The sequence below is a fragment of the Streptomyces sp. NBC_01477 genome (assembly GCF_036227245.1).
Classification (GTDB): Bacteria; Actinomycetota; Actinomycetes; order Streptomycetales; family Streptomycetaceae; genus Actinacidiphila.
This window is the reverse complement of sequence record NZ_CP109445.1, coordinates 8,263,138-8,285,912: the sequence shown is the minus strand read 5'-3', so window position 1 is coordinate 8,285,912 and position 22,775 is coordinate 8,263,138. Positions and strand designations below refer to the sequence as shown.

Annotated in this window: 14 protein-coding genes and 4 pseudogenes; 10 read left to right on the top strand and 8 right to left on the bottom strand. The window is 67.6% G+C overall.

The annotated features are described in order from the left end of the window. Positions 1–627: 627 nt before the first annotated feature. The 4 genes from OHA86_RS35460 to arfA all read left to right on the top strand — a co-directional run bounded on the left by OHA86_RS35460 (position 628) and on the right by arfA (position 5,491). Positions 628–1,944 (top strand): ABC transporter substrate-binding protein, encoded by a 1,317-nt coding sequence (locus OHA86_RS35460; RefSeq protein ID WP_329181994.1) that lies wholly within the window; start codon positions 628–630, stop codon positions 1,942–1,944. 11 nt (positions 1,945–1,955) lie between these two features. Continuing rightward, the gene (locus OHA86_RS35455) at positions 1,956–2,972 is read left to right on the top strand and encodes a carbohydrate ABC transporter permease (RefSeq protein WP_443071948.1); all 1,017 of its coding nucleotides are present in this window, start codon (positions 1,956–1,958) and stop codon (positions 2,970–2,972) included. Further along, positions 2,972–3,874 (top strand): carbohydrate ABC transporter permease, encoded by a 903-nt coding sequence (locus OHA86_RS35450; RefSeq protein ID WP_329181991.1) that lies wholly within the window; start codon positions 2,972–2,974, stop codon positions 3,872–3,874. The genes OHA86_RS35455 and OHA86_RS35450 overlap by 1 nt, the downstream gene beginning before the upstream one ends. Positions 3,875–3,991: 117 nt before the next feature. Beyond that, positions 3,992–5,491 carry an arabinosylfuranosidase ArfA gene (arfA, locus tag OHA86_RS35445; RefSeq protein WP_329181989.1) on the top strand — a complete coding sequence of 500 codons (1,500 nt, stop codon included), beginning with the start codon at positions 3,992–3,994 and terminating at the stop codon, positions 5,489–5,491. A 368-nt stretch (positions 5,492–5,859) separates the two neighbouring features. Here arfA and OHA86_RS35440 read toward each other — a convergent pair whose 3' ends face one another. Beyond that, positions 5,860–6,567, bottom strand: a complete 708-nt coding sequence (locus OHA86_RS35440; protein WP_329181987.1) for a FadR/GntR family transcriptional regulator — start codon at positions 6,565–6,567, stop codon at positions 5,860–5,862. A gap of 363 nt (positions 6,568–6,930) precedes the next feature. Here OHA86_RS35440 and OHA86_RS36195 point away from each other — a divergent pair. The 3 genes and pseudogenes from OHA86_RS36195 to OHA86_RS35430 all read left to right on the top strand — a co-directional run. Beyond that, positions 6,931–7,014, top strand: a pseudogene (locus OHA86_RS36195) (enolase C-terminal domain-like protein); the annotation flags it as partial. Beyond that, positions 7,014–7,238: pseudogene (locus tag OHA86_RS35435) on the top strand (sugar ABC transporter substrate-binding protein); the annotation flags it as partial. The pseudogenes OHA86_RS36195 and OHA86_RS35435, both read left to right, overlap by 1 nt. 94 nt (positions 7,239–7,332) lie before the next feature. Beyond that, positions 7,333–7,803 carry an ATP-binding cassette domain-containing protein gene (locus tag OHA86_RS35430; protein ID WP_329181985.1) on the top strand — a complete coding sequence of 157 codons (471 nt, stop codon included), beginning with the start codon at positions 7,333–7,335 and terminating at the stop codon, positions 7,801–7,803. Here the strand turns inward: OHA86_RS35430 and OHA86_RS35425 are convergent. Beyond that, positions 7,755–8,957, bottom strand: coding sequence for a GH12 family glycosyl hydrolase domain-containing protein (locus OHA86_RS35425; protein ID WP_443071947.1), 1,203 nt, complete (start codon positions 8,955–8,957; stop codon positions 7,755–7,757). The two genes, OHA86_RS35430 and OHA86_RS35425, sit on opposite strands and share 49 nt — an antisense overlap. Before the next feature lie 578 nt (positions 8,958–9,535). Between OHA86_RS35425 and OHA86_RS35420 the strand changes: the two genes are divergently transcribed. Next, on the top strand, positions 9,536–10,987 hold the full coding sequence (locus OHA86_RS35420) for an endo-1,4-beta-xylanase (RefSeq protein WP_329181984.1): 1,452 nt from the start codon (positions 9,536–9,538) through the stop codon (positions 10,985–10,987). A 676-nt stretch (positions 10,988–11,663) separates the two neighbouring features. Here OHA86_RS35420 and yjfF read toward each other — a convergent pair. The 4 genes from yjfF to OHA86_RS35400 form a co-directional block, all read right to left on the bottom strand. Next, complete coding sequence (yjfF, locus tag OHA86_RS35415; RefSeq protein WP_329181983.1) at positions 11,664–12,671, bottom strand: galactofuranose ABC transporter, permease protein YjfF; 1,008 nt, start codon at positions 12,669–12,671, stop codon at positions 11,664–11,666. Continuing rightward, positions 12,668–13,753 (bottom strand): ABC transporter permease, encoded by a 1,086-nt coding sequence (locus tag OHA86_RS35410; protein WP_329181982.1) that lies wholly within the window; start codon positions 13,751–13,753, stop codon positions 12,668–12,670. Before OHA86_RS35410 ends, yjfF begins: the two co-directional genes overlap by 4 nt. Next, positions 13,750–15,303 (bottom strand): sugar ABC transporter ATP-binding protein, encoded by a 1,554-nt coding sequence (locus tag OHA86_RS35405; RefSeq protein WP_329181980.1) that lies wholly within the window; start codon positions 15,301–15,303, stop codon positions 13,750–13,752. The genes OHA86_RS35410 and OHA86_RS35405 overlap by 4 nt, the downstream gene beginning before the upstream one ends. Before the next feature lie 74 nt (positions 15,304–15,377). Continuing rightward, positions 15,378–16,382: an ABC transporter substrate-binding protein gene (locus OHA86_RS35400; RefSeq protein ID WP_329181978.1), complete on the bottom strand. Its 1,005-nt coding sequence runs from the start codon at positions 16,380–16,382 to the stop codon at positions 15,378–15,380. Positions 16,383–18,036: 1,654 nt separating this feature from the next. Between OHA86_RS35400 and OHA86_RS35395 the strand changes: the two genes are divergently transcribed. Continuing rightward, the gene (locus OHA86_RS35395) at positions 18,037–19,428 is read left to right on the top strand and encodes a non-reducing end alpha-L-arabinofuranosidase family hydrolase (RefSeq protein WP_443071946.1); all 1,392 of its coding nucleotides are present in this window, start codon (positions 18,037–18,039) and stop codon (positions 19,426–19,428) included. A gap of 215 nt (positions 19,429–19,643) precedes the next feature. Here the strand turns inward: OHA86_RS35395 and OHA86_RS35390 are convergent. Beyond that, positions 19,644–20,939 (bottom strand): annotated as a pseudogene (locus OHA86_RS35390) (IS256 family transposase). Between the two features lie 47 nt (positions 20,940–20,986). Between OHA86_RS35390 and OHA86_RS35385 the strand changes: the two are divergent. Next, a pseudogene (locus OHA86_RS35385) lies at positions 20,987–21,193 on the top strand (hypothetical protein); the annotation flags it as partial. Positions 21,194–21,344: 151 nt separating this feature from the next. Here the strand turns inward: OHA86_RS35385 and OHA86_RS35380 are convergent. After that, positions 21,345–22,700, bottom strand: coding sequence for an RICIN domain-containing protein (locus tag OHA86_RS35380; protein ID WP_329181974.1), 1,356 nt, complete (start codon positions 22,698–22,700; stop codon positions 21,345–21,347). Between the last annotated feature and the right edge of the window lie 75 nt (positions 22,701–22,775).

Below are 22,775 nucleotides of genomic sequence, written 5' to 3'. Positions count from 1 at the left end.
GTGTGAGATGTATTGACGTGTGCCGATGGCTCGACCTAAGGTGCCGAAACGATCGCAAGGTGCGCGAAACTTTCGGTCCGGAGCGGGAGTTCAGGGCGGTAGCGGGGAGCTTCCAGCTCCCCATCGGGGGCCTGCGAGGCGCAAAAGGGGAGGCGAGCACGCATTCCCAGGCGACCCGAAGCGGGAGAACAGGTTGAATGTTAGCGCTAATCAAGCAAACCACGTGATGATCCCCGTCTGCCGGATTCCCGCCGCATGTGAAGAGTGCCCGCCTTCGGCGTAATCGGAGTCCGTATCGCCACTCCGCTCATGGTGCGGTCTACGTTTGCGCTCACCCTGAGCAAACGGCCGCCCTTCGCCTGCTTACCGAACGAACCTCCTCCTCGGCGACGACACGCCGTGTGCCGTCGCTGCCGGTCGTCGCTCACCGCGCAATGGACACCGCGTCGCGGCAACTGCCTTTGAGCGAAGGTTCGTTGAGGGGATCCCCCGGCCCGCTGCACCAACCTGCGGCCGGACGACCGGATCAGTACGTGCACGAGACCTTCGGTGCCCACCAGGCCATCGCCGCTGCACAAACCAATCCCACCAGTGACGACAATGACGACAGATCAGGGAGATTCCACGATGACGAGGAAGATACGCAGCGCAACAGCTGCGGGGATCGGCTTGGGCATCGCGCTTGCTGCCACCGCTTGCGCCGGCGGCAGCGACGACAGCAGCAGCAGCAGCGACAACGGCGGCGGCGGTTCGTCGGGTGGCAAGGTCACGGTGACCGTCTGGGAGAACGCGCAGCCCGGCCCCGGCGCGGAGTACTGGAAGAGCGCTGCGGCGGAGTACCACGCCCAGCACCCGAACGTCACGGTCAAGATCCAGTACGTCCAGAACGAGGACCTCGACGGCAAGCTGCAGACCGCGCTCAACTCGAACTCCGCGCCGGACGTCTTCCTTCAGCGCGGCGGCGGCAAGATGCAGGCCATGGTCAACGCCGGCCAGCTCCAGACGCTGAACCTCACCGACACCGACAAGGCGAACGTCGGCGCGGCCGCCCTCGCAGGCGATTCGATCGACGGCAAGGTCTACGCGATGCCGCTGGACACGGCACCCGAAGGCATCTACTACAGCAAGGACCTGTTCAAGCAGGCCGGCATCACCGCCACGCCGACCACGATGGACGAGCTCAAGGCCGATGTCGCGAAACTGAAGGCGATCAACGTCGCGCCGATCGCGGTGGGTGCCAAGGATGCCTGGCCGGCCGCGCACTGGTACTACAACTTCGCCTTGCGCGAGTGCAGCCGGGACAGCATGACCGAGGCCGGCAAGTCGCTCAAGTTCGATGATCCGTGCTGGACCAAGGCGGGTGACGACCTGTCCTCCTTCCTGAAGATCGGCCCCTTCCAGAACGGATTCCTGACGGCCCCCGCGCAGCAGGGCGCCGGGTCCTCGGCGGGCCTGCTGGCGAACCACAAGGCTGCCATGGAGCTCATGGGCAACTGGGACCCGGGGGTGATCGGCGCCCTGACCCCGGACCAGAAGCCGCTCCCCGACCTGGGCTGGTTCCCCTTCCCCTCCGTGGCCGGCGGCCAGGGCGACCCGAGCGCCATCATGGGCGGCAGCGGCGGATACTCGCTGTCCAAGAACGCGCCGAAGGAGGCCTTCGACTTCCTCCAGTTCCTGGTGACCAAGGAGCAGCAGGAGGGCTACGCCAAGGGCTTCGTCACGATCCCGGTGAACAAGGCCGCCCAGTCGGTCGTCACCGATTCGTACAACATCTCGGCGCTGCAGGCTTTCAACAAGGCCGCGTATTCCATGCAGTTCCTTGACACCGAGTACGGCCAGAACGTCGGCAACGCGATGAACACCGCCGTCGTGAACCTGCTCGCCGGCAAGGGTTCCGCGGCCGACATCGTCAAGGACACGAACAAGGCTGCCGAGAGGGGCTGAGTAAGTAGCCCATGAGCGACACCCTGGGTACTGACACGGCCTTCGGCCGCCAGTCGCAGGGCACGTCTCGGGTCGGGGGCGCTGCCACACCCCCGACCTCGCCGCGGGCGGCTTCACGCCGCCGCGGCCGTGCCAAGATGCGACTCGAGATCGCCCTCCTGTCCGGACCGGCGATCCTCATGTTCCTGGCTTTCGTGATCTTTCCGGTCGCGCTCGCCGCGTACTACGGCTTCTACCGCTGGCACGGATACGGAGCACCCACCGCCTGGGTCGGCCTGAACAACTACAAGCTGATCCTCACCGACCCCGCGTTCCAGCAGGTCCTGGAGCACAGCTTCATGATCATGGGACTGTCCCTGGTCATCCAGGGGCCTCTGGCGATCGTCCTCGCGCTCCTGCTCAACCAGAAGATCCGCGGCCGCTCGATCATCCGGGTGCTGATCTTCGTGCCCTACATCATCTCCGAGGTCATCGTCGGCACCGGCTGGAGCCTGATGCTCCAGGGCGACGGCGCCATGAACGACCTGCTGCGGCAGATCGGCCTGGGCTCCCTGCGAGCAGACTGGCTCTCCGACCCGAAGCTGGCCATCTGGACGCTGATGGCCATCATCTCGTGGAAGTACGTCGGCTTCGCGGTGATCCTGATGCTCGCCGGCCTCCAGTCGATCCCCGAGGAGCTCTTCGAGGCCGCCCAGATCGACGGCGCCTCCTACTGGCAGATACAGCGCCGCATCACGCTGCCGCTGCTGGGACCGACGATCCGCATCTGGGCGTTCCTGTCGATCATCGGCTCCCTGCAGCTGTTCGACCTCGTCTACATCATCTGGGGCCAGTACGTCTCGGGCACCGCCGGCACCTCGACCATGGCGATCTACATGCTCGCCCAGGGCCGCAACGCGGGCAACTACGGCTACGGGAGCGCCATCGCGGTCGTGATGTTCCTGATATCGCTCGTCGTGGCGCTGATCTACCAGCGCTTCGTCCTGCGCCGTGACCTACGGGGAGCCGTCACGGAGGGAACCGTCTGATGAGCGCGACCACTGCAAGGTCCTGGTTCTCCTCCGCCGCCGGGCCGAACGGCCGGAGCGGTCGCCGGGTCGGTCGTGACGCGCCGCAGAAGTGGGGAAGCCCCTTCACCTACTTCGTCGCGCTGCTGTTCGTCGGGGTCTGTATCGCTCCGGTGATCTACATCGTGCTCGGCGGATTCCGCACCAACTCGCAGATCACCACGAGCCCTGCCGCCCTGCCGCACCCCTGGATCACCGCCAACTACGTCAACGTCCTGAAGTCCGCGAGGTTCTGGGGCGAGTTCGCGAACTCCGTCCTGGTCGCGCTGGCGAGCACCGTCGGCATCGTCGTCCTCGGCCTGATGGTGAGCTTCGTGATCGCGCGCTACGACTTCAAGCTCAAGGGCGCGATGTACTCGCTGTTCGCCGCCGGCCTGATGTTCCCGATGGTCATCGCGATCACCCCCCTCTACATCGTCATCAAGGACCTCGGGCTCATCGACAACCTGCTCGGCGTGATCGTCCCGCAGATCGCCTTCGGCCTGCCGACGACTGTCATCATCCTGGTGCCGTTCCTGCGCGCCATACCCCATGAGATCGAGGAGGCCGCCGCGATCGACGGTACGAGCCGACTCGGCTTCTTCGTCCGCATGGTGATCCCGCTGTCGGTGCCCGGTGTGGTGACAGTCGCCATCCTCGCTTTCATCGGCAGCTGGAACAACTACGTCCTTCCGCTGTACGTCCTCAACTCGCAAGCGAACTTCACCCTGCCACTCGGCGTCCAGGCGTTCTCCTCGCAGTACTCCACCGACACGGCGAAGGTCCTCGCGTTCACCTCGCTCGCGATGCTGCCCGCGCTGGTCTTCTTCTCCATCTTCGAGAAACGGATCGTCGGCGGCCTCACGGGCGCCGTGAAGGGCTGAAATCCACTGCAGAGCACGCACCCGTTGTGAGCATGCCCGTGCCGTACCCCGGTAGGGGCAGGCCGCTGGGCGGCGCCTTCGCTCGGCCCGCACCACCCCCAGACAAGGACCACTGAATTGCCCCGCGCGCACATCACGCTCCACAGGCAGGCGTTCATCGCTCCTGTCCGACGCCGCACCTTCGGCTCGTTCGTCGAACACCTCGGCCGCTGTGTCTACACCGGCCTCTACGAGCCGGGACACCCGACCGCGAACGACGACGGATTCCGCATGGATGTCGTCGAACTCGTCAGGGAGCTGGGCAGCACGACCGTCCGCTACCCGGGCGGGAACTTCGTCTCCGGCTTCAGGTGGGAGGACGCGGTCGGTCCGCGGGAGCAGCGCCCGGTGCGCCGCGACCTTGCGTGGCACGCACTCGAATCGAACCAGGTCGGCCTCGACGAGTTCGCCAGGTGGCTCAAGCTCACCGGCTCCGAGCTGATGCTGGCGGTCAACGTCGCCACGCGAGGCATCCTGCCCGCCCTGGACCTGCTCGAGTACGCCAACCACCCGTCCGGCACGGCGCTGTCGGACCTTCGCGTCGCCAACGGCACGCCGGACCCGCACAACGTCCGCATGTGGTGTCTCGGCAACGAGATGGACGGACCCTGGCAGACCGGCTTCATGACGGCTGACGACTACGGCAAGACCGCCGCCCGCACCGCCGCCGCGATGAAGATGGCGGACAAGGACCTCGAACTCGTCGTCTGCGGTTCCTCCGGGTCCGGCATGCCGACGTTCGGCGACTGGGAGCGCACGGTACTGGAGCACGCCTACGACCATGTCGACTATGTCTCGTGCCACGCCTACTACCAGGAGCACGACGGTGACCTCGGCTCCTTCCTCGCCTCGGCAACCGACATGGACTACTTCATCGACACCGTCGTCGCGACCGCCGACCACGTGGGGTTCAAGAAGCGCTCCGGCAAGAAGATCAACATCTCCTTCGACGAGTGGAACGTCTGGTACCTCAAGGAGCACATGGAGTCGCAGGAGGTCAACACCGAGTGGCGCCATGCTCCTCGGCAGCTGGAGGACACGTACACGGTGGCGGATGCCGTCGTCGTCGGCAACCTCCTGATGACGCTCCTCAAGCGAAGCGACCGCGTCACCTCGGCGTCGCTCGCGCAACTCGTCAACGTGATCGCGCCGATCATGACCGAGCCCGGCGGCCCGGCCTGGCGGCAGACGACCTTCTACCCGTTCTCGATCACCAGCCGGCTCGCGTCCGGCGAGGTGGTACGGCCCGTGATCGAGACGCCCGCGTACGAGACGGCGCGGCACGGCGAGGCAGCTGTCGTCGACGCTGTCGCGACCGTCGACGGGGACCGCGCCGCGGTCTTCCTCGTCAACCGCGACCTCGCCGAGGCCGCGCAGGTCACGATCGACGTGCGCGACCTCGGCTCGTCGCGCGTCGTCGAGGCGGTCACGCTCGCCGACTCCGATGCCTACGCGAAGAACACACTCACCGAGCAGAACCGGGTGACCCCGTCCGCGAACACCAGCGCGGCACTTGCCGACGGAGTGCTCACCATCGTCCTGCCGCCGGTCTCCTGGACGGCGATCGCCCTCGGCTGAGCGACGGCACGCAGCGCATCCGGCGCCGCGGCAGGCCTGCGTCGCGGCGCCGGAGCCGTCAGGCAGCGGACGCCGAGGGTGGGTGCCACTTCCCCTCGAAGCGGCCCCACCCGGCGGCGGCCAGAGCCCGGGCCACGGTTTCCGAGACGTCCCGGGGCTGTCGCAGGTGCGCGGGCTGCCAGTTCGTCGTCGGTCAGGTGCGAGGTGGCCATCACCAGCGCAGCGGTCAGTACCGCGGCCTGGTCGCGAGCGGCCTCGCGGTGCACCGGTTCGACCACGGTGGTCACCGCGGGGCCGGCGTCGATGTCCAGCCCGCTCTCGCCGTAGGCCAGGCGAACCTCACCCTTCCCGTCCTTCCGGCCCGGCAGTCACGGACGGCTGCCCGCGCTGCCGCCCTCCTGGTCCAAGTGCTCGCGCAGCCACTGCTCGGTCGTGCTCACATGGATCAGGGCCGCGGCCTCGGCAAGGGCGCGGTCCCGTGCGACCAGGGCGTCGTAGATCGCCCGGTGCTCCGCTACGGTCCGGTCGCCGGCGTTGTCGTCGACCAGCCCGCGCCACACCCGGGCACGTACCGTGCGGCTGGAGATGCCCTCCAGCAGGGTGGTCAGCGTGCTGTTGCCCGCGGAGGCGATGACGGCGAGGTGGAACGCAGCGTCATGCTTGTTGAGCAGTTCGACATCGTCGCTGGCGCGCGTCATCGCGTCCAGGTGGTACTTGATCTCGGTGAGGTCTTCCTCGGTGATCCGGTCGGCAGCCAGACCGGTGGCGATCGGCTCGAAGAGTCTGCGGACCTCGGTCAGCTCCAGCAACGTGTCGCCGCGCAGCAGTTCCACCGCGGACCCGAGGCCTTCCAGCAGCAGCGCCGGCTCAAGGCTGGTCACATAGGTGCCGTCTCCTCGCCGGATTTCCAGAACCCGTGCGACCACGAGGGCTTTGACCGCCTCACGCATCAGGTTGCGGGAAAGCCCGAGGTCCGAGGCCAACTGCTGCTCCGGAGGCAGTTTCGCCCCGGGGAGAAGCTCTCCCGACTGGATGAGTTCCCTGATCCGGGCGATGGCTTTGTCGGTCAGTGACATCGGTGGTCCCCCACTCTCCTGCAGGCGCTGGATGAGACTAGCAGGGTCATCCGATGTCTGGTCAGGCATGGGAGGGATAATCCCTGGTCGCGCGACACGCCTCGTATCGCCCACAGTCAGCCCTACCTGCATCATCGCAAGCGTTCCGTGGCATCCTCTCGACAGGTGGTCGGCGTGGCCCGTATAAATCCATCCCATGTCATGGAGGCAGCAGTGCCCCCTGGGCGCATACCCATGGGATCCGGAAGGGCCAGGGCGTATGGCCGAGCTGATCATCGCCGTGGAGACGGCCGATATCCGCTTCACCACCTCGCTCGACTTGGACGGATCCGGCGCGATGAACCCGGAGCCGGACTACTCGGGTCTATCGCGGTCGACGCCAACCAGGCGTGGGGCGTTCAGCAGGCGATCGAGTGGATGCGACAGCTGGCTCCCTACGACCCCTACTGAAGCCAGCCTCCATCAGAACCACCGCCCTGGCAGCCGTCCTCGCCGCTGTGGCGATCCCGTTGCTCGCCGCGTGCAACTCCGACTCCGGCGGCACGTCCGCCGTCGGCGTGGACTACCCCCGCTCCGACACCGACTTCTGGAACTCGTACATCAAGTACACGCCGCAGTTCGCCAAGCAGCTCAAGATGACGCTGAAGACGACGAACTCCCAGAACGACGTGACGGCGCCACGTACGGCGGGGTGGCCAGCGTGAAGAACACGGACACCTCCCTGTGGGGCAACCACCTCGGCTGACCGGAAAGGCGACACCGCTCATGGGTACGGCAGCGCCCGTCGCCGAGGCGTCGGGAATCGTCGAGCAGTTCGACTCCACCGTGGCGCTCGACAACGCCCACATCACGATCCACCAGGGACAGACCCGCGCACTCGTCGGCCGCAACGGCGCGGGAAAGTCCACCCTGGTGTCCATCATGACCGGCCTGCGGGCCCCCGACCGGGGAACTGTCGCCTTCGACGGCCGGCCCGCCCCGCGGCTGGCGGACCGCGACGCCTGGCGCAGAAGAGCCGCCTGCGTCTACCAGAAGTCCACGATCATCCCCGAGGTGACCGTCGCGGAGAACCTGTTCCTGCACCGCCTGGACCGCGGGCCGCTCGGGCTGGTCCGCTGGAGCGAGGTCCGGCGCAAGTCCCGCGAACTGCAGGAGACATGGTCGGTGGACCTGGGCGCGGCCGGAGGTCAGGAGCAGGAGGTGCCGTTGAGGGTGAAGCCGGCGGGTTGGGCGTAGGTGCCGGAATACGTGCCCTGAAAGCCGAAGGACTGCGTTCCGCCGGCCGGAATCTGGGCGTTGTAGGAGAGATTGGACGCGGTGACGGACCCGGAGGAGGGCGACACCGTCGCGTTCCACGCACTGGTGATCGACTGGCCGGACGGGAGGGTGAAGCCGACCTTCCAGCCGTTGGCAGCCGTGGGCCCGGTGTTGGCCACGGTGATGTTGGCCGTGTATCCGCCCGCCCAGGTCTGCGGGGTGACGGTCACCTTGCAGGACGGCGAACCGGTGCCGCCGGTGGTGGAGCCGCCGGTCGTCGTACCACCGGTGGTGGAGCCGCCGGTGGTGGAGCCGCCGGTAGTGGAGCCGCCGGTAGTGGAGCCGCCGCCGATGTTCACCGACGACGAGAAGGACGTCACCGCCAGGCCGGCACCGTTCTGCCAGGGCTCGAAACCGGCCTGGATGCTGGTGAGGTACCAGGAGTTCTGGGCCAAGCCCCGGCTGATCGTCTCGTTGGCGAACGCCTTGACGTCGAAGTTCCAACTGCCGATGGCCGACGGCGCCACGAAGGAGATCACGTCGTTGGAGCCGTTGTTGCCGGTCCACACGGTCCAGCTGCGCCCGGCGACGTTCGCGGTACCCACGCGGGAGCCGACGGGCTGGACGGGACTGGTCTGGTTGTACCAGACCATGATCTCAGTCTTGTTGACGCCGTCCTTCTTGGCCGTCGGGTCGAGCCAGATGTCGTAGGCGGCGTCGTAGACGGCGTTGCCGACGTAGTTGAACGAGACGCTCGTCGGCGCGCTGCTGATCGCGCTGAGCTGCGCGGGCAGGTTGGTGCCCGGCGAGCAGTTGGTGTAATGGCAGCCGTAGAAGACCGACGGGTACGACTTGGGTCCGCCGTTGGTGGCGGTGCCGTCGGCCTGGGTGACCTGGAAGCCGCTGCCGGTGACGTTGATGCACTGGGTCGCGGTGGTGCCCCATCGGTTGTTCTGGACCACGTAACGACCCTGGATGGTGGTTGAGCCGTACTGGTCGCAGATCCGTGTGTCGGCGTGAGCGGCAGGAGCGGCGGTCAGAGCGACAAGACCTCCGACGGCGACGCCGAGCGCCACGGCTGCTGACAGCATCGCCTTGCGGGTCGACCGGAAGGCTCGCTGGAGTCTGGACATGTTTGTCCCTTCGACGCGCACTGAAGTGGGGGGAGAAAAACAGGCATCGTGGGGCATCGTCCACAGGATTGGGATTGGGAGCGCTCCCAAACAGCTCCGGACGCGGACCGTGAACGCAGGCCCCTCGCAGACGACGGTGGTTCGACAGGCGGCGCATCCCTGCCCGGTGTGCGAGACGTTGGCAAGTGTGCACAGGCAATCCGCGAAACGTCAACGCTCAGAAACCGAAATTTTCGATGTTCCCGCAGCCGACCGAGGACGGGAAAGATCGCCCCCGATCTGATCGGCCCTGGTCGAGGTGCTGGTGGCAGCACGAGTTGGTAAAGGGAACGCTGCCCGGAGGTGCTTCACACAGGAGGCGCCCCGCTGTGAGATGTCTTGACGCGCTCCGGTGGCCGTCCTATGGTGCCGCGAATCGATCGTGGGAATCTCGAAAGTTTCGCCCTTCCTGCCTCGCGGAGGCGGCAGATTGTTAGCGCTCACTCATCCGCCCGGGGCAGGTAGTGCGCACATAGCACCAAGGCGCCCGGCCCTCCGGTCGATGCCCTGTCCCCCCACCCTTAGGAGCACCCACCGACATGTCTTGGCTCACCGGACATCGAAGCATCCACAAAAAAGCCGTGGCGGCGGCCACCGGAGTGGCGGTCAGCGCCTCGCTGGCTGTCGTCGCGCTGGCGACTTCGGCGCCTCATGCTGCGGCGGCGGGTTCGCTGGGGTCGGCTGCTGCGCAGTCGGGCCGGTATTTCGGTACGGCGGTGCCGGCGGGCAAGCTCGGCACCTCGGCGTACTCCACCATTCTCGACCGGGAATTCACCATGATCACCCCGGAGAACGAGATGAAGTGGGACACCACCGAGCCGTCCCGCGGGAACTTCAACTTCGGTCCCGCGGACCAGATCGTCAGTCATGCCCAGGCCCACGGCCAGCGGATGCGCGGCCACACCCTGGTCTGGCACAACCAGCTGCCCTCCTGGGTCTCGAACCTGTCCGCATCCGACCTGCAGTCCGCCATGGACAACCACATCACGCAGGAGATGACCCACTACAAGGGCAAGATCTACGCCTGGGACGTGGTCAACGAGGCCTTCGCCGACGGCGGCAGCGGCCAGCACCGCAGCTCACCCTTCCAGGACAAGCTCGGCAACGGCTTCATCGAGCACGCCTTCCGCACCGCCCGCTCCGCCGATGCCAACGCCAAGCTCTGCTACAACGACTACAACATCGAGAACTGGTCCGACGCCAAGACCCAGGGCGTCTACACCATGGTCAAGGACTTCAAGTCCCGCGGCGTCCCCATCGACTGCGTCGGCTTCCAGAGCCACTTCGGCAACAGCGGACCCCCCTCCAGCTTCCAGACCACCCTCAGCAACTTCGCCGCCCTCGGCGTCGACGTCCAGCTCACCGAACTCGACATCGCCCAAGCCGGCACCACCCAGTACACCAACACCGTCCAAGCCTGCCTGAACGTCGCCCGCTGCACCGGCATCACCGTCTGGGGCATCCGCGACAGCGACTCCTGGCGCTCCGGCGACAACCCCCTGCTCTTCGACAGCAACGGCAACGCCAAACCCGCCTACACCTCCGTACTCAACGCACTCAACTCCGCCGGCTCGACCTCGCCGCCGACCTCGCCGACCACACCGCCGAGCAGCGGCAGCACCAGGGCGATCAAGGGTGCCGGCTCAGGACGCTGCGTGGACGTGCCCAACTCCACCACCACAGACGGCACACAGGTGCAGCTGTGGGACTGCTCCGGCAACAGCAACCAGCAGTGGACCTACACCTCCGACAGCGAGCTGAGGGTCCTGGGGAGCAAATGCCTGGACGCGGCCGGAACCGGTAACGGCGTCAAGGTGCAGATCTACTCCTGCTGGGGCGGCGACAACCAGAAGTGGCGCGTCAACTCCGACGGAACCATCGTCGGGGTCCAGTCCGGGCTGTGCCTGGATGCGAACGGCGCCGCCACCGCCAACGGGACGCTGATCCAACTGTGGACCTGCAACGGGGGCAGCAACCAGAAGTGGAGCTGAACCAGTTGCGGTAGTGCCGCCGCCCCCGGCCTCGTCGCAGGCCGGGGGCGGCGTACCGGGATCGTCCCGGCAGACCGCTGTCATCAGCGCCTGCTCACCTCATGACGCCCTGGACGGACTCCGGAGCGGCCAGCTCCGGTCGCCCGGGAAGCCCTTCGCAGTCCCCGACACACTCACCGCGTAAGCGCCTCCGGCGACAGCCGTGCGCCGCCGCTCCAACGCGGGCCTGCCGACCAGGAGTTCTGCCAGGTGCCGGCGACGAACGCGTCGCCGGCACCGACCGGGTCGACGACCTCGACGGCAGAGCGTCGAGCCGGTGGCAGTGCCCTCGATATGTGCCGTGCAGCCCCCGTGCCCCGTCCTTGACGACTGCCTGAGCAGGCCCCAGCGCGGCCAGCCCTTCCGCCAGAGGGGCGGCCGAGGACCCGCCGTCCGCGCCGAGCACCACGGCGCCCTCTTCCCCGTCGACGGGGGCTGGCTCGGCCGCTGACCGGCGCGTCCTGCCTGCCGAACAGGACGTCCGCCAAGCCGTCACCCTGGCTCTCGTGCTCCTGCTCGCCCTGGCCGCGACGCCTTAAAACGCGGCAGTTCGGCACACCGGTACGGCCCGGGTCCCCACCCGGGCGGTACCGGTGTCCCCGACCACCCTGTCGGGGGTCGGGGGGACAGCCGGCGTTCACGTCCGGGTTCGTGCCGTCATGGTGCGCTGGATCAGGATGAAGGCGAAGAGCAGCACCCCTGTGGCGATCTTCGTCCACCAGGAGCTGAGGGTGCCCTCGAACTGGATGAGCGTCTTGATCAGGCCCAGCACCAGCACGCCGAACAGCGTCCCGACGACGTAGCCCGATCCGCCGGTGAGCAGCGTGCCGCCGACCACGACCGCGGCGATCGCGTCGAGTTCCAGGCCTACTGCGTGCAGGGGGTCACCCGACTGGATGTACAGGGTGAACAGCAGCCCCGCCAGTGCGGAGCAGAAGCCGCTGACGGTGTAGACAGCGATCTTCGTACCTGCCACCGGCAGGCCCATCAGCAGCGCCGACTGCTCGCTCCCGCCGATGGCGTACACGCGCCTGCCGAACCGCGTGTAGTGCAGGACGTAGAAGGCCAGAGCCAGGACCGCCAGCGAGATGACGGCGGCAATCGAGAGGAACGATCCGCCGGGCAGCGGAACATGCGTCTGGGCGAGCCTGTCCACCGTGGGGTCGGTGATGGATATTGACTCCTTGCTGATGACCAGGCACAGCCCCCGGAAGAAGAACAGCCCCGCCAGGGTCACGATGAACGGCTGGATCTCGAAATGGTGGATCACGTAGCCCATCAGGTAGCCGCCGAAGGCACCGACCCCCAGGGCTACGGGCGCCACGAGGAGGAGAGGCAGGCCCTGCTTCTCCACCAGCCAGGCGGTCAGCATCGTCGTGAACCCGATGACCGAGCCCACCGAGAGGTCGATTCCACCGGTGAGGATGACGAAGGTCGCACCGACGGCTGCCACGAGCAGGTAGCCGTTGTCGATGAAGAGGTTCATGAAGACCTGGGCGTCGAGGAATCCGTAGGACTGGTACCGGACGGCGCCGAAGCCGAACATGACCACGAACAGGCCTGCCGTCACCAGGACGGGCAGCCGCCGGTCGCGCAGCAGCCGGAGTCTGTCCCCGCTCGTCCGGAAACCGTCGATCACGCTCACGGCGACACCTCCATCTGCGGCGCCGCGTCAGCGGCCGCGCCCTGGCTTTTCCGGACAGGACCACGACGCCTGGCGCGAGCGCCGAACGCCTTGGCCCGGAAGGCGGAGGACTGCATCAGGCAGACGACGATGACGACGACCGCCTTGAACACCAGGTTGGTCTGGGTCGGGACGCCGATGGTGTAGATCGTCGTGGTCAGGGTCTGGATGATGAGCGCACCGATGATCGTGCCACCGAGGTGGAATCTGCCCCCGGTGAGCGAGGTCCCGCCGATCACGACGGCCAGGATCGCGTCGAGTTCGATCCACAGCCCCGCGGTGTTCCCGTCCGCCGCCGACACGTTGGAGCTGATCATCAGCCCTGCGATGCCGGCGCAGAGCCCGCAGAACACGTACGCCATGATCTTGATGCGCCGCGACCTGATGCCCACCAGGCGGCTGGCCTCCGCGTTGCCGCCGACAGCCTCGACCAGCAGGCCCAGGGCGGTACGGCGGGTGAGCGCCACGCTCAGCACGACCACCAGGGCCACCACGAAGAGGGAGAACGGCAGTCCCAGCCAGTACCCCCCGCCGATGAGCGAATACGCGTCGCTGTTGACGGTGATGATCTGGCCGCTGGTGATCAGCTGGGCGATCCCGCGGCCCGCGACCATCAGGATCAGCGTGGCGATGATCGGCTGGATGCCGAGCCGGGCGACCAGCAGGCCGTTCCATGCGCCGCACACCAGTGCCGCGGCAAGTGCCAGCGCGAAGGCCAGCAGCACTCCGGGCACGCTGTCCTGGTCCGCCTGCTTGCTGACGACGAGGCAGGCCAGCGCACCGGAGATCGCCACCACCGCCCCGACCGAGAGGTCGATGCCTCCGGTGGCGATCACCAGGGTCATACCGATCGCCACGAGGATGAGCGGCGACCCGAACAGCACGATGGAGACCAGGCTTCCGTACAGGTGACCGTTCTTCAGATGGATCTCGAAGAACCCCGGAGTGAAGGGGACGTTGATCACAAGCAGCGCGACCAGGGCAGCCGCCGGCCAGAACAGCCGGTGCTGTGTCGCCGCGCGCCACAGGGATGTGAGGCTCACTGATGTTCTCCGCTCGCAATGATCTGCAGGACCCGTCCGGCGGTGATGTCGGGCCCGTTGGCCATCCGCGCCACGAGCCGGCGGTCGCGGAGTACGCCCACGGTGTGGCTGAGCCGGAGCACCTCCTCCAGCTCGGCCGATATGTAGACCACGGCCATACCCTCCTCGGACAGCGACACGACAAGCTTCTGGATCTCCGCCTTGGCCCCCACGTCGATGCCCCGGGTGGGCTCGTCGAGGATGAGCAGCTTCGGCTGGGTGAGCAGCCATCGGGCGAGGAGGACCTTCTGCTGGTTGCCGCCGCTGAGCGAGCCGGTTTTCGCCTCAGGGTCGGCCGGACGGATGTCCAGTGCCGCGATGTACCTGGCGACCAGCTCGTCCCGCTGCGAGGCGGGTACGGGGCGGGTCCAGCCGCGTGCGGCCTGAAGGGCGAGGATGATGTTCTCCCGCACCGTCAGGTCCGGAACCAGGCCCTCGCTCCTGCGGTTCTCCGAGAGGAACGCGACTCCCCTGCCGATCGCGTCGTTCGGCTCCCGCAACGCGGCCTGCTCCCCGCCGATGTACACCCTGCCGCCGTCGGAGGTGTCGGCGCCGAACAGCAGGCGGGCCAGTTCCGTACGGCCCGAGCCGAGGAGCCCGCAGAGCCCGAGGACCTCCCCGGCGCGGACCTCCAGGTCGAACGGTGCGACACCGCCGAGCCGGGAGAGGCCCACCGCCCTGAGGAACGGCTCGCTCGTGTCCGGCTCCCCGTGGTGCTCGCTGAGTTCCTCCAGCTCGTCCAGGTCCTTGCCGATCATCAGCTTCACCAGGTTCACCTGGTCGAGGTCGGCGACCATGTGCTCGCCGACCAGGGCCCCGTTGCGCAGCACGGTCATCCGGTCGCAGACCTCGTAGATCTGGTCCAGGAAGTGGGAGACGAACAGGATCGCCACCCCGTCCTCCCTCAGCCGCCGCATCAGGACGAACAGTTCCTCGACCTCGCCGCGGTCGAGGCTGGAGGTCGGCTCGTCCAGGATCAGCACTCGTGTGCCGGCCGCGGCGCCGCCCGCGTCCGCGGCTGCGGGGTCCCCGGAGCCGACGGCGCGGATGATGGCCACCAGCTGCTGTACGGCCAGCGGGTACGAGCCCAGCGGCGCGGAGACATCGACATCGAGGCCGAACCGGGCCACCAACTGCGAAGCCTGCCTGCGCAGTTCCTTCCACCGGATCCAGCCCGCTCCGACCGGTTCGCGGCCGATCAGGATGTTCTCGGCCACCGAGAGGTTCGGGCAGAGGTTGACCTCCTGGTAGACCGTGCTGATACCGGCCTGCCGGGCTTGCAGCGGACTGGTGATGCGGACCGGCCGCCCCTCCAAGACCACCGTTCCGCCGTCGAGCGCGTGAACTCCCGTCAGGACCTTGATGAGAGTGGACTTCCCGGCGCCGTTCTCGCCGAGAAGGGCGTGGATCTCGCCAGGGAACAGTCGGAAGTCGACGTCCGACAGAGCCCGTGTGCCGGAGAACTCTTTGACGATGCCCGTCATTTCCAGGACGGGCCGAGGCTCTGCCATGGCAGCGCTCCTAGGTGGAATGGTCGCGACGTGGACGGGGGTCCCCACACCCCGGGGGCCCTCGTGGACGGGTGTCAGTACTTGCGGCCGGGCAGCGCCGCCGCGGCCTGATCCGCCGTGTAGTCGCTCTCCTTGGTCTTGATCCAGCGAGGAAGCGTCGATCCCCTGCCCGCGTGCACCGTCTTGGTCGCGTCCATCAGCTGCGGGCCGAGCAGGGGGTTGCACTCGACGATCGCGTTGATCTGTCTCTTGGACATCGCCACGAACCCGTCGTGCACGCCGTCGACGGACACGATCTTGATGTCCGTTCCCGGGGTCTTGCCGGCCGCCTGGATGGACTGAATGGCGCCGATGGCCATGTCGTCGTTGTGGGAGAACAGCACATCGATGTCGGAGTGTGCCTGCAGGAAGGCCGCCATCACCTGCTTGCCGCCTGCCCTGGTGAAGTCGCCGGTCTGGCTGGCGATGATCGTCCACTCCGGGTGGCTCGCGTGCATGATCCTGCCGAAGCCCTTGGCCCGCTCGATCGCGGGGGCCGCGCCCGTGGTGCCTTCCAGCTGCGCGATCTTGACCGGCCCCTTGTGGCCGGCGAGGACCTTCTCCAGCATGTGTGCCGCGCGCTCCCCCTCGATCTCGAAGTCCGAGCCCACCAGGGTGACGTAGAGCGAGGGGTCGGAGGTCTCGACCGAGCGGTCGGTGAGGATCACCGGGATGCCGGCGGCCTTCGCCTCCTTCAGCACGGTGTCCCAGCCGGTGACGACGACCGGGGAGAAGGATATGACGTCCACCTTCTGCGCGATGTAGCTGCGGATCGCCGAGATCTGGTTCTCCTGCTTCTGCTGGGCGTCGGAGAACTTGAGGTTGATGCCGGCGGCCTTCGCCGCCTCCTTGACCGACTGGGTGTTGGCCGCGCGCCAACCGCTCTCCGACCCCACCTGGGAGAAGCCCAGGGTGATCTGCTTGCTCCCGGTGCGGTCCGAGCCTGCGGACTTGGCGGGGTTCTTCTTCGCGCACGCCGCGAGGACGCCGGCGGCCGATACGGCCGCGCCCGCGGTGAGGAGGCTGCGTCTGTCGATCATGTCTTCTCCTTCGAGGAATTCGGCAGGTGGGTCGGTGCAGGTTGCTGACGCACTCCTCGCGGTCCGCACAGCTGCACTGCCGGAGCGCGGGCGGGGAGTGGTCAGCGGGTAGGGGGGGATCGGGTGAGGAGGCCGACGTTCCAAGGGAGGGTGTCGTGGTTACCGCCGGCGTGCGGAGGTTCCCGGCCGACGTCCGGGGAAGGCCGGACGCCGGCCTGGGCGGCGGTCCGGCGCGGGCCACCGCGTCGAGGCCGGCTCGGGTACTCATGGTCCGCCTGCACCGCTCCGGCCGGGATCTGTCGGGCTGGACAGAGGGACGGGCTTCGCGGACACCGAGGTCCGGGGGCGCGACATCACGCCCCCGGATGCGCGCGCTCACCGGACAGGGCCGCGAGGTGAGCGCTAACATAGCCCGGTGCAATGGTGGTGCCAACCCCTCGTCACCACCACCCGGAAGCCCCCGCGGTCATCCACCCGGGTGGAGCGACCGGACGGGTAGTGAGCGCTAACACCATGGTTTCCCTCTCGCTCTTCGAATCAATGCAGCCACCGCCGTGGCGCCATGCATCACCCTGCGGCACGAGCGAGCCGATCCGACGCCGTACGATCTTTTCGCGGCACCCTAGGACGCCCTCTGACGCACGTCAAGAGATCGCACAGCCCACCCACAGTCGCGAACGCATCCGGTCACGCCGTACCTGGAGGGGCCGGGCAGTCGATGCCTGAGACGGAGCCGGTGCAGCCGCACCGGCGGAGGCACACTCTCGTGCGACTGGCGGACGAAAACAGGCAACCCGACCCGTTACGCTGCGACTTGGGGCGGAAGACGGCGTCCTGCGCGAACTGCGAGCTGCCCGAAGACCGGGAATTTCACTTCTGCCGCGAATGTTTCGACCCCTCGGCCCGATCCATCCGCATGATCCGGACGCGCCCGAGCGGACGACGCAGAACCGTCGTTCCGACGTGGCTCGACAAGCCGTGGAACCCTTGCGCTGCGCCACCTCCGGACAGGGCGTCAGTCGCTGTGTCCGACGAGCGCCGACATGGTCGGCGTGAGAGGACGCCGAAATTTTCGCGCCGCAGGCGTTGACCCTTCGCGCCCAGCGGGTCCACACTTGCCACCGTTTCGCCTGCTCGCCACATCGTGACACGCAGCACCTCACGCCGCGGCGGCCAGAATCTCGTTGTTGGTCCCCCCACCGCGTCCAGGCCGGCGCGCCCTGTTCCGCGCTCCCGGCCGGACCGCCAAGAAATGAGGACGACATGGCGCCAGAGAACTGCCGCGCCCCCGATCCGCCGCGCCGCACGGGGCGCAACCCACGTCCGCGGGCCGCGATGGCGGCCTCCCCCTGCGGACCGGCATCCGCGGATCTATGTTAGCGCTAACAGCGACCCTCGTAGCCGTACCGGAGGCGGTTGCCCCGCCTGCGCCCCTGCGACGGCCGCCGTGCCGACCCGCCCGAGGGCGTGACCGGGTGTCACCTCCCTCCGCATCGGTTTCGGCGCGCCCGCAGGCCGCCACCGAGCGCACCAACACCGACAGTCCGGGCGCCCCGTGACGGGTCCTCCGGGAAACGATCGCTCAGGGATCAGGAGGTCCCCCATGCACGGAGGAAGATTCCGCCACAGGCGTCTGCTTGTGGCGCTCGCCTCGATGCTCGCAACCGTGGGCGTGGTGGCGGCGATGCTCGTCGCCAATCCGGCCCAGGCGGCCACCAGCGGCGCCTTGCGCGGCGCTGGTTCCGGCCGCTGCCTGGACGTGCCGAACTCCAGCCAGACCGACGGTACGTATCTGCAGATCTACGACTGCTCGGGTGGGACGAACCAGCAGTGGACTCTGACGTCCAGCAACCAGCTGACCGTCTACGGCAACAAGTGCCTGGACGTCCCGGGCCACGCCACCACGGCCGGCACCCGGGTGCAGATCTGGAGTTGCAGCAGCGGTGCGAACCAGCAGTGGCGGGTGAACTCCGACGGCACGATCGTCGGCGTGGAGTCCGGGCTGTGCCTGGACGTCACCGGCGCCGCCACGGCCAACACCACGGCGGTGGAGATCTGGACGTGCAACGGCGCCAGCAACCAGAGCTGGTCCGGCCTGTCCGGGACGACGCCCCCCACCACCCCGCCGACGTCGGGTGGTACGTGCTCTCTTCCGTCCACGTACCGGTGGTCGTCGACAGGTGCGCTGGCGCAGCCGGCGAACGGGTGGGTCTCGCTGAAGGACTTCACCAACGTGGTCTACAACGGCAAGCACCTGGTCTACGCCTCGAACGTCAACGGATCGTCCTACGGTTCGATGGCATTCAGCCCCTTCACCAACTGGTCGGACATGGCCTCGGCCGGCCAGACCGGGATGAGCCAGTCCACGGTGGCACCCACCCTGTTCTACTTCGCGCCGAAGAACATCTGGGTGCTGGCCTACCAGTGGGGCGCGTGGCCCTTCATCTACCGTACGTCGAGCGATCCGACGAACCCCAACGGCTGGTCGGCTCCGCAGGCGCTGTTCACCGGGAGCATCTCCGGCTCGGGTACCGGTCCGATCGATCAGACGCTGATCGGGGACGGCCAGAACATGTACCTGTTCTTCGCCGGTGACAACGGGAAGATCTACCGGGCGAGCATGCCGATCGGGAACTTCCCCGGCAGCTTCGGCTCCAACTACACCACCGTCATGAGCGACTCCACCAACAACCTCTTCGAAGCCGTGCAGGTCTACAAGGTCCAGGGCCAGAGCCAGTACCTCATGATCGTCGAAGCGATAGGTGCCAACGGCCGGTACTTCCGCTCCTACACGGCATCCAGTCTCAGCGGCTCGTGGACCCCCCAGGCCGCCAGCGAGAGCAACCCCTTCGCCGGCAAGGCCAACAGCGGCGCCACCTGGACCAACGACATCAGCCACGGCGACCTCGTCCGCAACAACCCCGACCAGACCATGACCATCGACCCCTGCAACCTCCAGTTCCTCTACCAGGGCAAAAACCCCAACGCAGGCGGCAGCTACGACCAACTGCCCTGGCGGCCCGGAGTCCTCACCCTCCAGCACTGACCCCCATCACATGAGGAACCCCGGCCATCTCCGGCCGGGGTTCCCCCATGAGCAGCGCTGGGCACTCCATGTCCTGAGTTCCTCACACCGACGCTCGCATGCGCCTGCGCGGGTAGCCGGAACCCATCCCGACTACCCGCTCACTCCGCGCAAGGGGGAGGCGCCCCGTCATCAGTGGGTCTGTCCAGCGACTGGTGTAACTGGGTTTGTGTGGGTTAGCGGCGGCCGATGGAGAGTCGGCCGTCGAAGGCGATGTCGAAGGCCTGGAGTGCGGGCTTTCATCGCATGGTCCAGCGTTTGCGTCCCTGCCCGGTGGGGTCCAGGCTCATGACGGCCATGTAGACGCACTTCAGCGCGGCGGCCTCGTTGGGGAAGTGCCCGCGGGCGCGGACGGCCTTGCGTATGCGGGCGTTGACCGACTCGATGGCGTTGGTGGTGCAGACGACCCGGCGGATCTCGGCGTCGAACTGGAGGAAGGGCACGAACTCGGCCCAGGCGTTCGACCGGAGCCGCACGATCGCGGGGTATGTGGTGCCCCATTCCTCCTGGAACTCCAGGAACCGCTCTTCGGCCGCGTCGGCGGTGGGTGCGGTGTAGATCGGCTTGAGCGCTCGGGAGATCTTGTCCCAGTCCTGGCGGGCCGCGTAGCGGAACGAGGCCCGCATGAGGTGAACGACGCAGGTTTGCGTGATCGCCTGCGGCCAGACCGTCCCGATCGCGTCGGGCAGGCCTTTCAGTCCGTCGCAGACGACCGTGCACACGTCCTCGACACCGCGGTTGCGGATCTCGGTCAGTACCTGGAGCCAGTACTTGGCGCCCTCGCCGCCGTCGCCGGCCCCCAGGCCGAGGATGTCGCGGGTGCCGTCGACGGTGACCGCGAGGGCGACGTATACCGGCCGGTTGGCGACCTGCCCGTCTCGCACCTTCACATGGATGCAGTCGATGAAGACGACAGGGTAGACCGGGTCGAGGGGGCGGTTCTGCCATTCGGCCATGCCGTCCATGACCTTGTCGGTAATCGTCGAGATCGTCGACTTGGACACGCCGGCCCCGTAGACCTCGGCAAGGTGCGCTGATATATCGCCGTGGGTCAGGCCCCGGGCCGACAGGGACAGCACCATCTCGTCGACACCGGTCAGCTGACGCTGCCGCTTCTTGACGATCTGTGGCTCGAAGCTGCCCTCCCGGTCGCGGGGCACCTCGATCTCGACCGGACCGACCTCGGTCAGCACGGTCCTGGACCGGATCCCGTTGCGGGAGTTGCCGCTGCCGGCGCCGGCCGGGTCGTGTTTCTCGTAGCCGAGGTGGTCGGTGATCCCGCCCTCCAGGGCGGACTCCAGCACCCGCTTGGTCAGCTGCTACAGCAGCCCGCCCTCACCGGTCAGCTGCAACCCGCCGGCGCGGGCCCGGTCCACCAGCCGCCCAATCAACTGCTCGTCCAGCACATCCGCAGGCAGCTCGACCGGGCGCACATCCTCATGCGCCTCAACAGAGGCGATCACGTCGCTCATCAGGAGCTTCCTTGATCAGGAGATACACCGGTCACCGTACAGACCCTCGCTTCCGTGCTCTGTGCGAGAAGTCCGGCTTCGCCGAGAATTTCGACGCCCTCACCGGCGAAGGGCTTCGCGACCGCGCCTACACCTGGACCGCCGCCGGTTACCTGCTCCTCGCCGACGACCACCACCGGCGCGCGTCGGGGGCGCCGAGTGGCCTGCCGACTGCGGCGGATCGCGGCGACGCAGCGTCCGGCCCGGGGCTTTGACCCCGTGGTGCCCGGAAGGATGCCGCTGCGGTCTGCCGCTGTCCGGACGAGGCCCGTGTCCCACGCACATGCGGTCAGCGATCCGCGGTCGTCCGTTGCGTATCGAGGGGACGGGCTGAGCCGGAATTCCGGCTCAGCCCCGCGGACATGGTCAGCTGTGCAGACTCCACAGCTGGTTCATGCCTCCGGTGCAGCTCCAGAGCTGGATCCTGGTGCCGTTTGCGGCGCTGGCTCCGCTTGCGTCGAGGCACAGACCGGACTGCACGCCTGTGATCGTGCCGTTGGAGTTCACGTTCCACTGCTGGTTCGCCTGGCTGTTGCAGTCCCAGATCACGGCCGCGGTGCCGTTGCTGGTGCCCTGACCTGAGGCGTCCAGGCACTTGTTGCCGTAGACCACGAGTTGCTTGTTCGAGGTGTACGTCCACTTCTGGTTGGCGCCGCCGTTGCAGTCCCATAGTTGGGCCTGCGTGCCGTTGGTCGTCGAAGAGCTGTTGATGTCGACGCAGCGACCGGACTGCTGGCCCACGATCGCCTGGCTCCCGGCCGTCGGCGGCGTGGTCGGCGGGGTGGTGGGCGGGGTGGTGGGCGGGGTGGTGGAGTCGAACTGGGTGAAGAACTTCCAGACCTCTCCCGAGGTCCAGGTGTGCCAGCCGTCCCCGGTCGACCCGTCGATGGGGCCCGGGTCGTGGCCGGCTCCGTCGAAGGCCGCCCATACCACCGGGTATCCGGCCTTGCAGCCGGAGTAGGCGGTGATGATGTGGGTCAGGCTGCCGTTCGCCGGCTCGGGCGGGTTCTGCGGGGCGCAGCCGTTGTTCCTGACGAACGTGTCGCGCAGCGCCCGACCTGACGCGATCGGCAGGACGTTGTCCCTGATGCCGTGCAGCCCCATGTAGGCGACGGGCTGCGTGCCGCCGCTGCATCCGCTCAGGTTCGCGCCGGAGTAGACCGCGACCGCGCGGAAGACCGTCGGCCGGGCACAGGCCAGCGCGTACGTCATCGCACCGCCGTAGCTGAAGCCCGAGGAGAAGACCTGTCCCGTGTCGACGCACAGGCCGCCCTCCAGCTGGCTGAGCATGTTGTCGACGAACGTGACATCCTGCCCGTTGGAGTTGGCCCAGCCGTTGCTGATGCCCTGGGGCGCGACGAAGATGGTCCCGTTGCCGGCGCTGTCCGCCAGTCGCCTGAGGCCGTAGTAGGACCAGTTGTATCCGTCGGTTCCGCCGGAGTCGACGTCGTTGGCGGTGCCGCCGACCCAGTGGAAGCCGAAGACCAGCCGGTAGGGGTGGTTCTGGTCGTAGCCGGCCGGGACCCGGAGGATGTAGCTGCGGTTCTGGCCGCTGCTCTGAATCGTGTGCGTGCCGCTCGTCAGCGTCGGAGCCTTGCCGCAACCGCCCGTGGCAGCGGCGGCGTTGGTGGTGGCGGACCAGGCGGTCGTGGTGAGTCCGACGGCCGCCAGGACCATCGCCAGCGCGGAAAGAACCGCTGGGAGCAGGGATCGACGTCTCATGGCTTCCCTTTCTGCGTGGGGGGATGAAAAGCGGGGTGGTGTCCGGCAGGGACCTGCGAGCAAGGGCGCACGCCC

Excerpts from the sequence above, each read along its gene's own strand:
- OHA86_RS35460 (WP_329181994.1), top strand. The coding sequence starts at position 628 with ATGACGAGGAAGATACGCAGCGCAACAGCTGCGGGGATCGGCTTGGGC.
- OHA86_RS35455 (WP_443071948.1), top strand. The coding sequence starts at position 1,956 with ATGAGCGACACCCTGGGTACTGACACGGCCTTCGGCCGCCAGTCGCAG.
- OHA86_RS35450 (WP_329181991.1), top strand. The coding sequence starts at position 2,972 with ATGAGCGCGACCACTGCAAGGTCCTGGTTCTCCTCCGCCGCCGGGCCG.
- OHA86_RS35440 (WP_329181987.1), bottom strand. The coding sequence starts at position 6,567 with ATGTCACTGACCGACAAAGCCATCGCCCGGATCAGGGAACTCATCCAG.
- OHA86_RS35430 (WP_329181985.1), top strand. The coding sequence starts at position 7,333 with ATGGGTACGGCAGCGCCCGTCGCCGAGGCGTCGGGAATCGTCGAGCAG.
- OHA86_RS35425 (WP_443071947.1), bottom strand. The coding sequence starts at position 8,957 with ATGTCCAGACTCCAGCGAGCCTTCCGGTCGACCCGCAAGGCGATGCTG.
- OHA86_RS35420 (WP_329181984.1), top strand. The coding sequence starts at position 9,536 with ATGTCTTGGCTCACCGGACATCGAAGCATCCACAAAAAAGCCGTGGCG.
- OHA86_RS35405 (WP_329181980.1), bottom strand. The coding sequence starts at position 15,303 with ATGGCAGAGCCTCGGCCCGTCCTGGAAATGACGGGCATCGTCAAAGAG.
- OHA86_RS35400 (WP_329181978.1), bottom strand. The coding sequence starts at position 16,382 with ATGATCGACAGACGCAGCCTCCTCACCGCGGGCGCGGCCGTATCGGCC.
- OHA86_RS35395 (WP_443071946.1), top strand. The coding sequence starts at position 18,037 with ATGCTCGCAACCGTGGGCGTGGTGGCGGCGATGCTCGTCGCCAATCCG.
- OHA86_RS35380 (WP_329181974.1), bottom strand. The coding sequence starts at position 22,700 with ATGAGACGTCGATCCCTGCTCCCAGCGGTTCTTTCCGCGCTGGCGATG.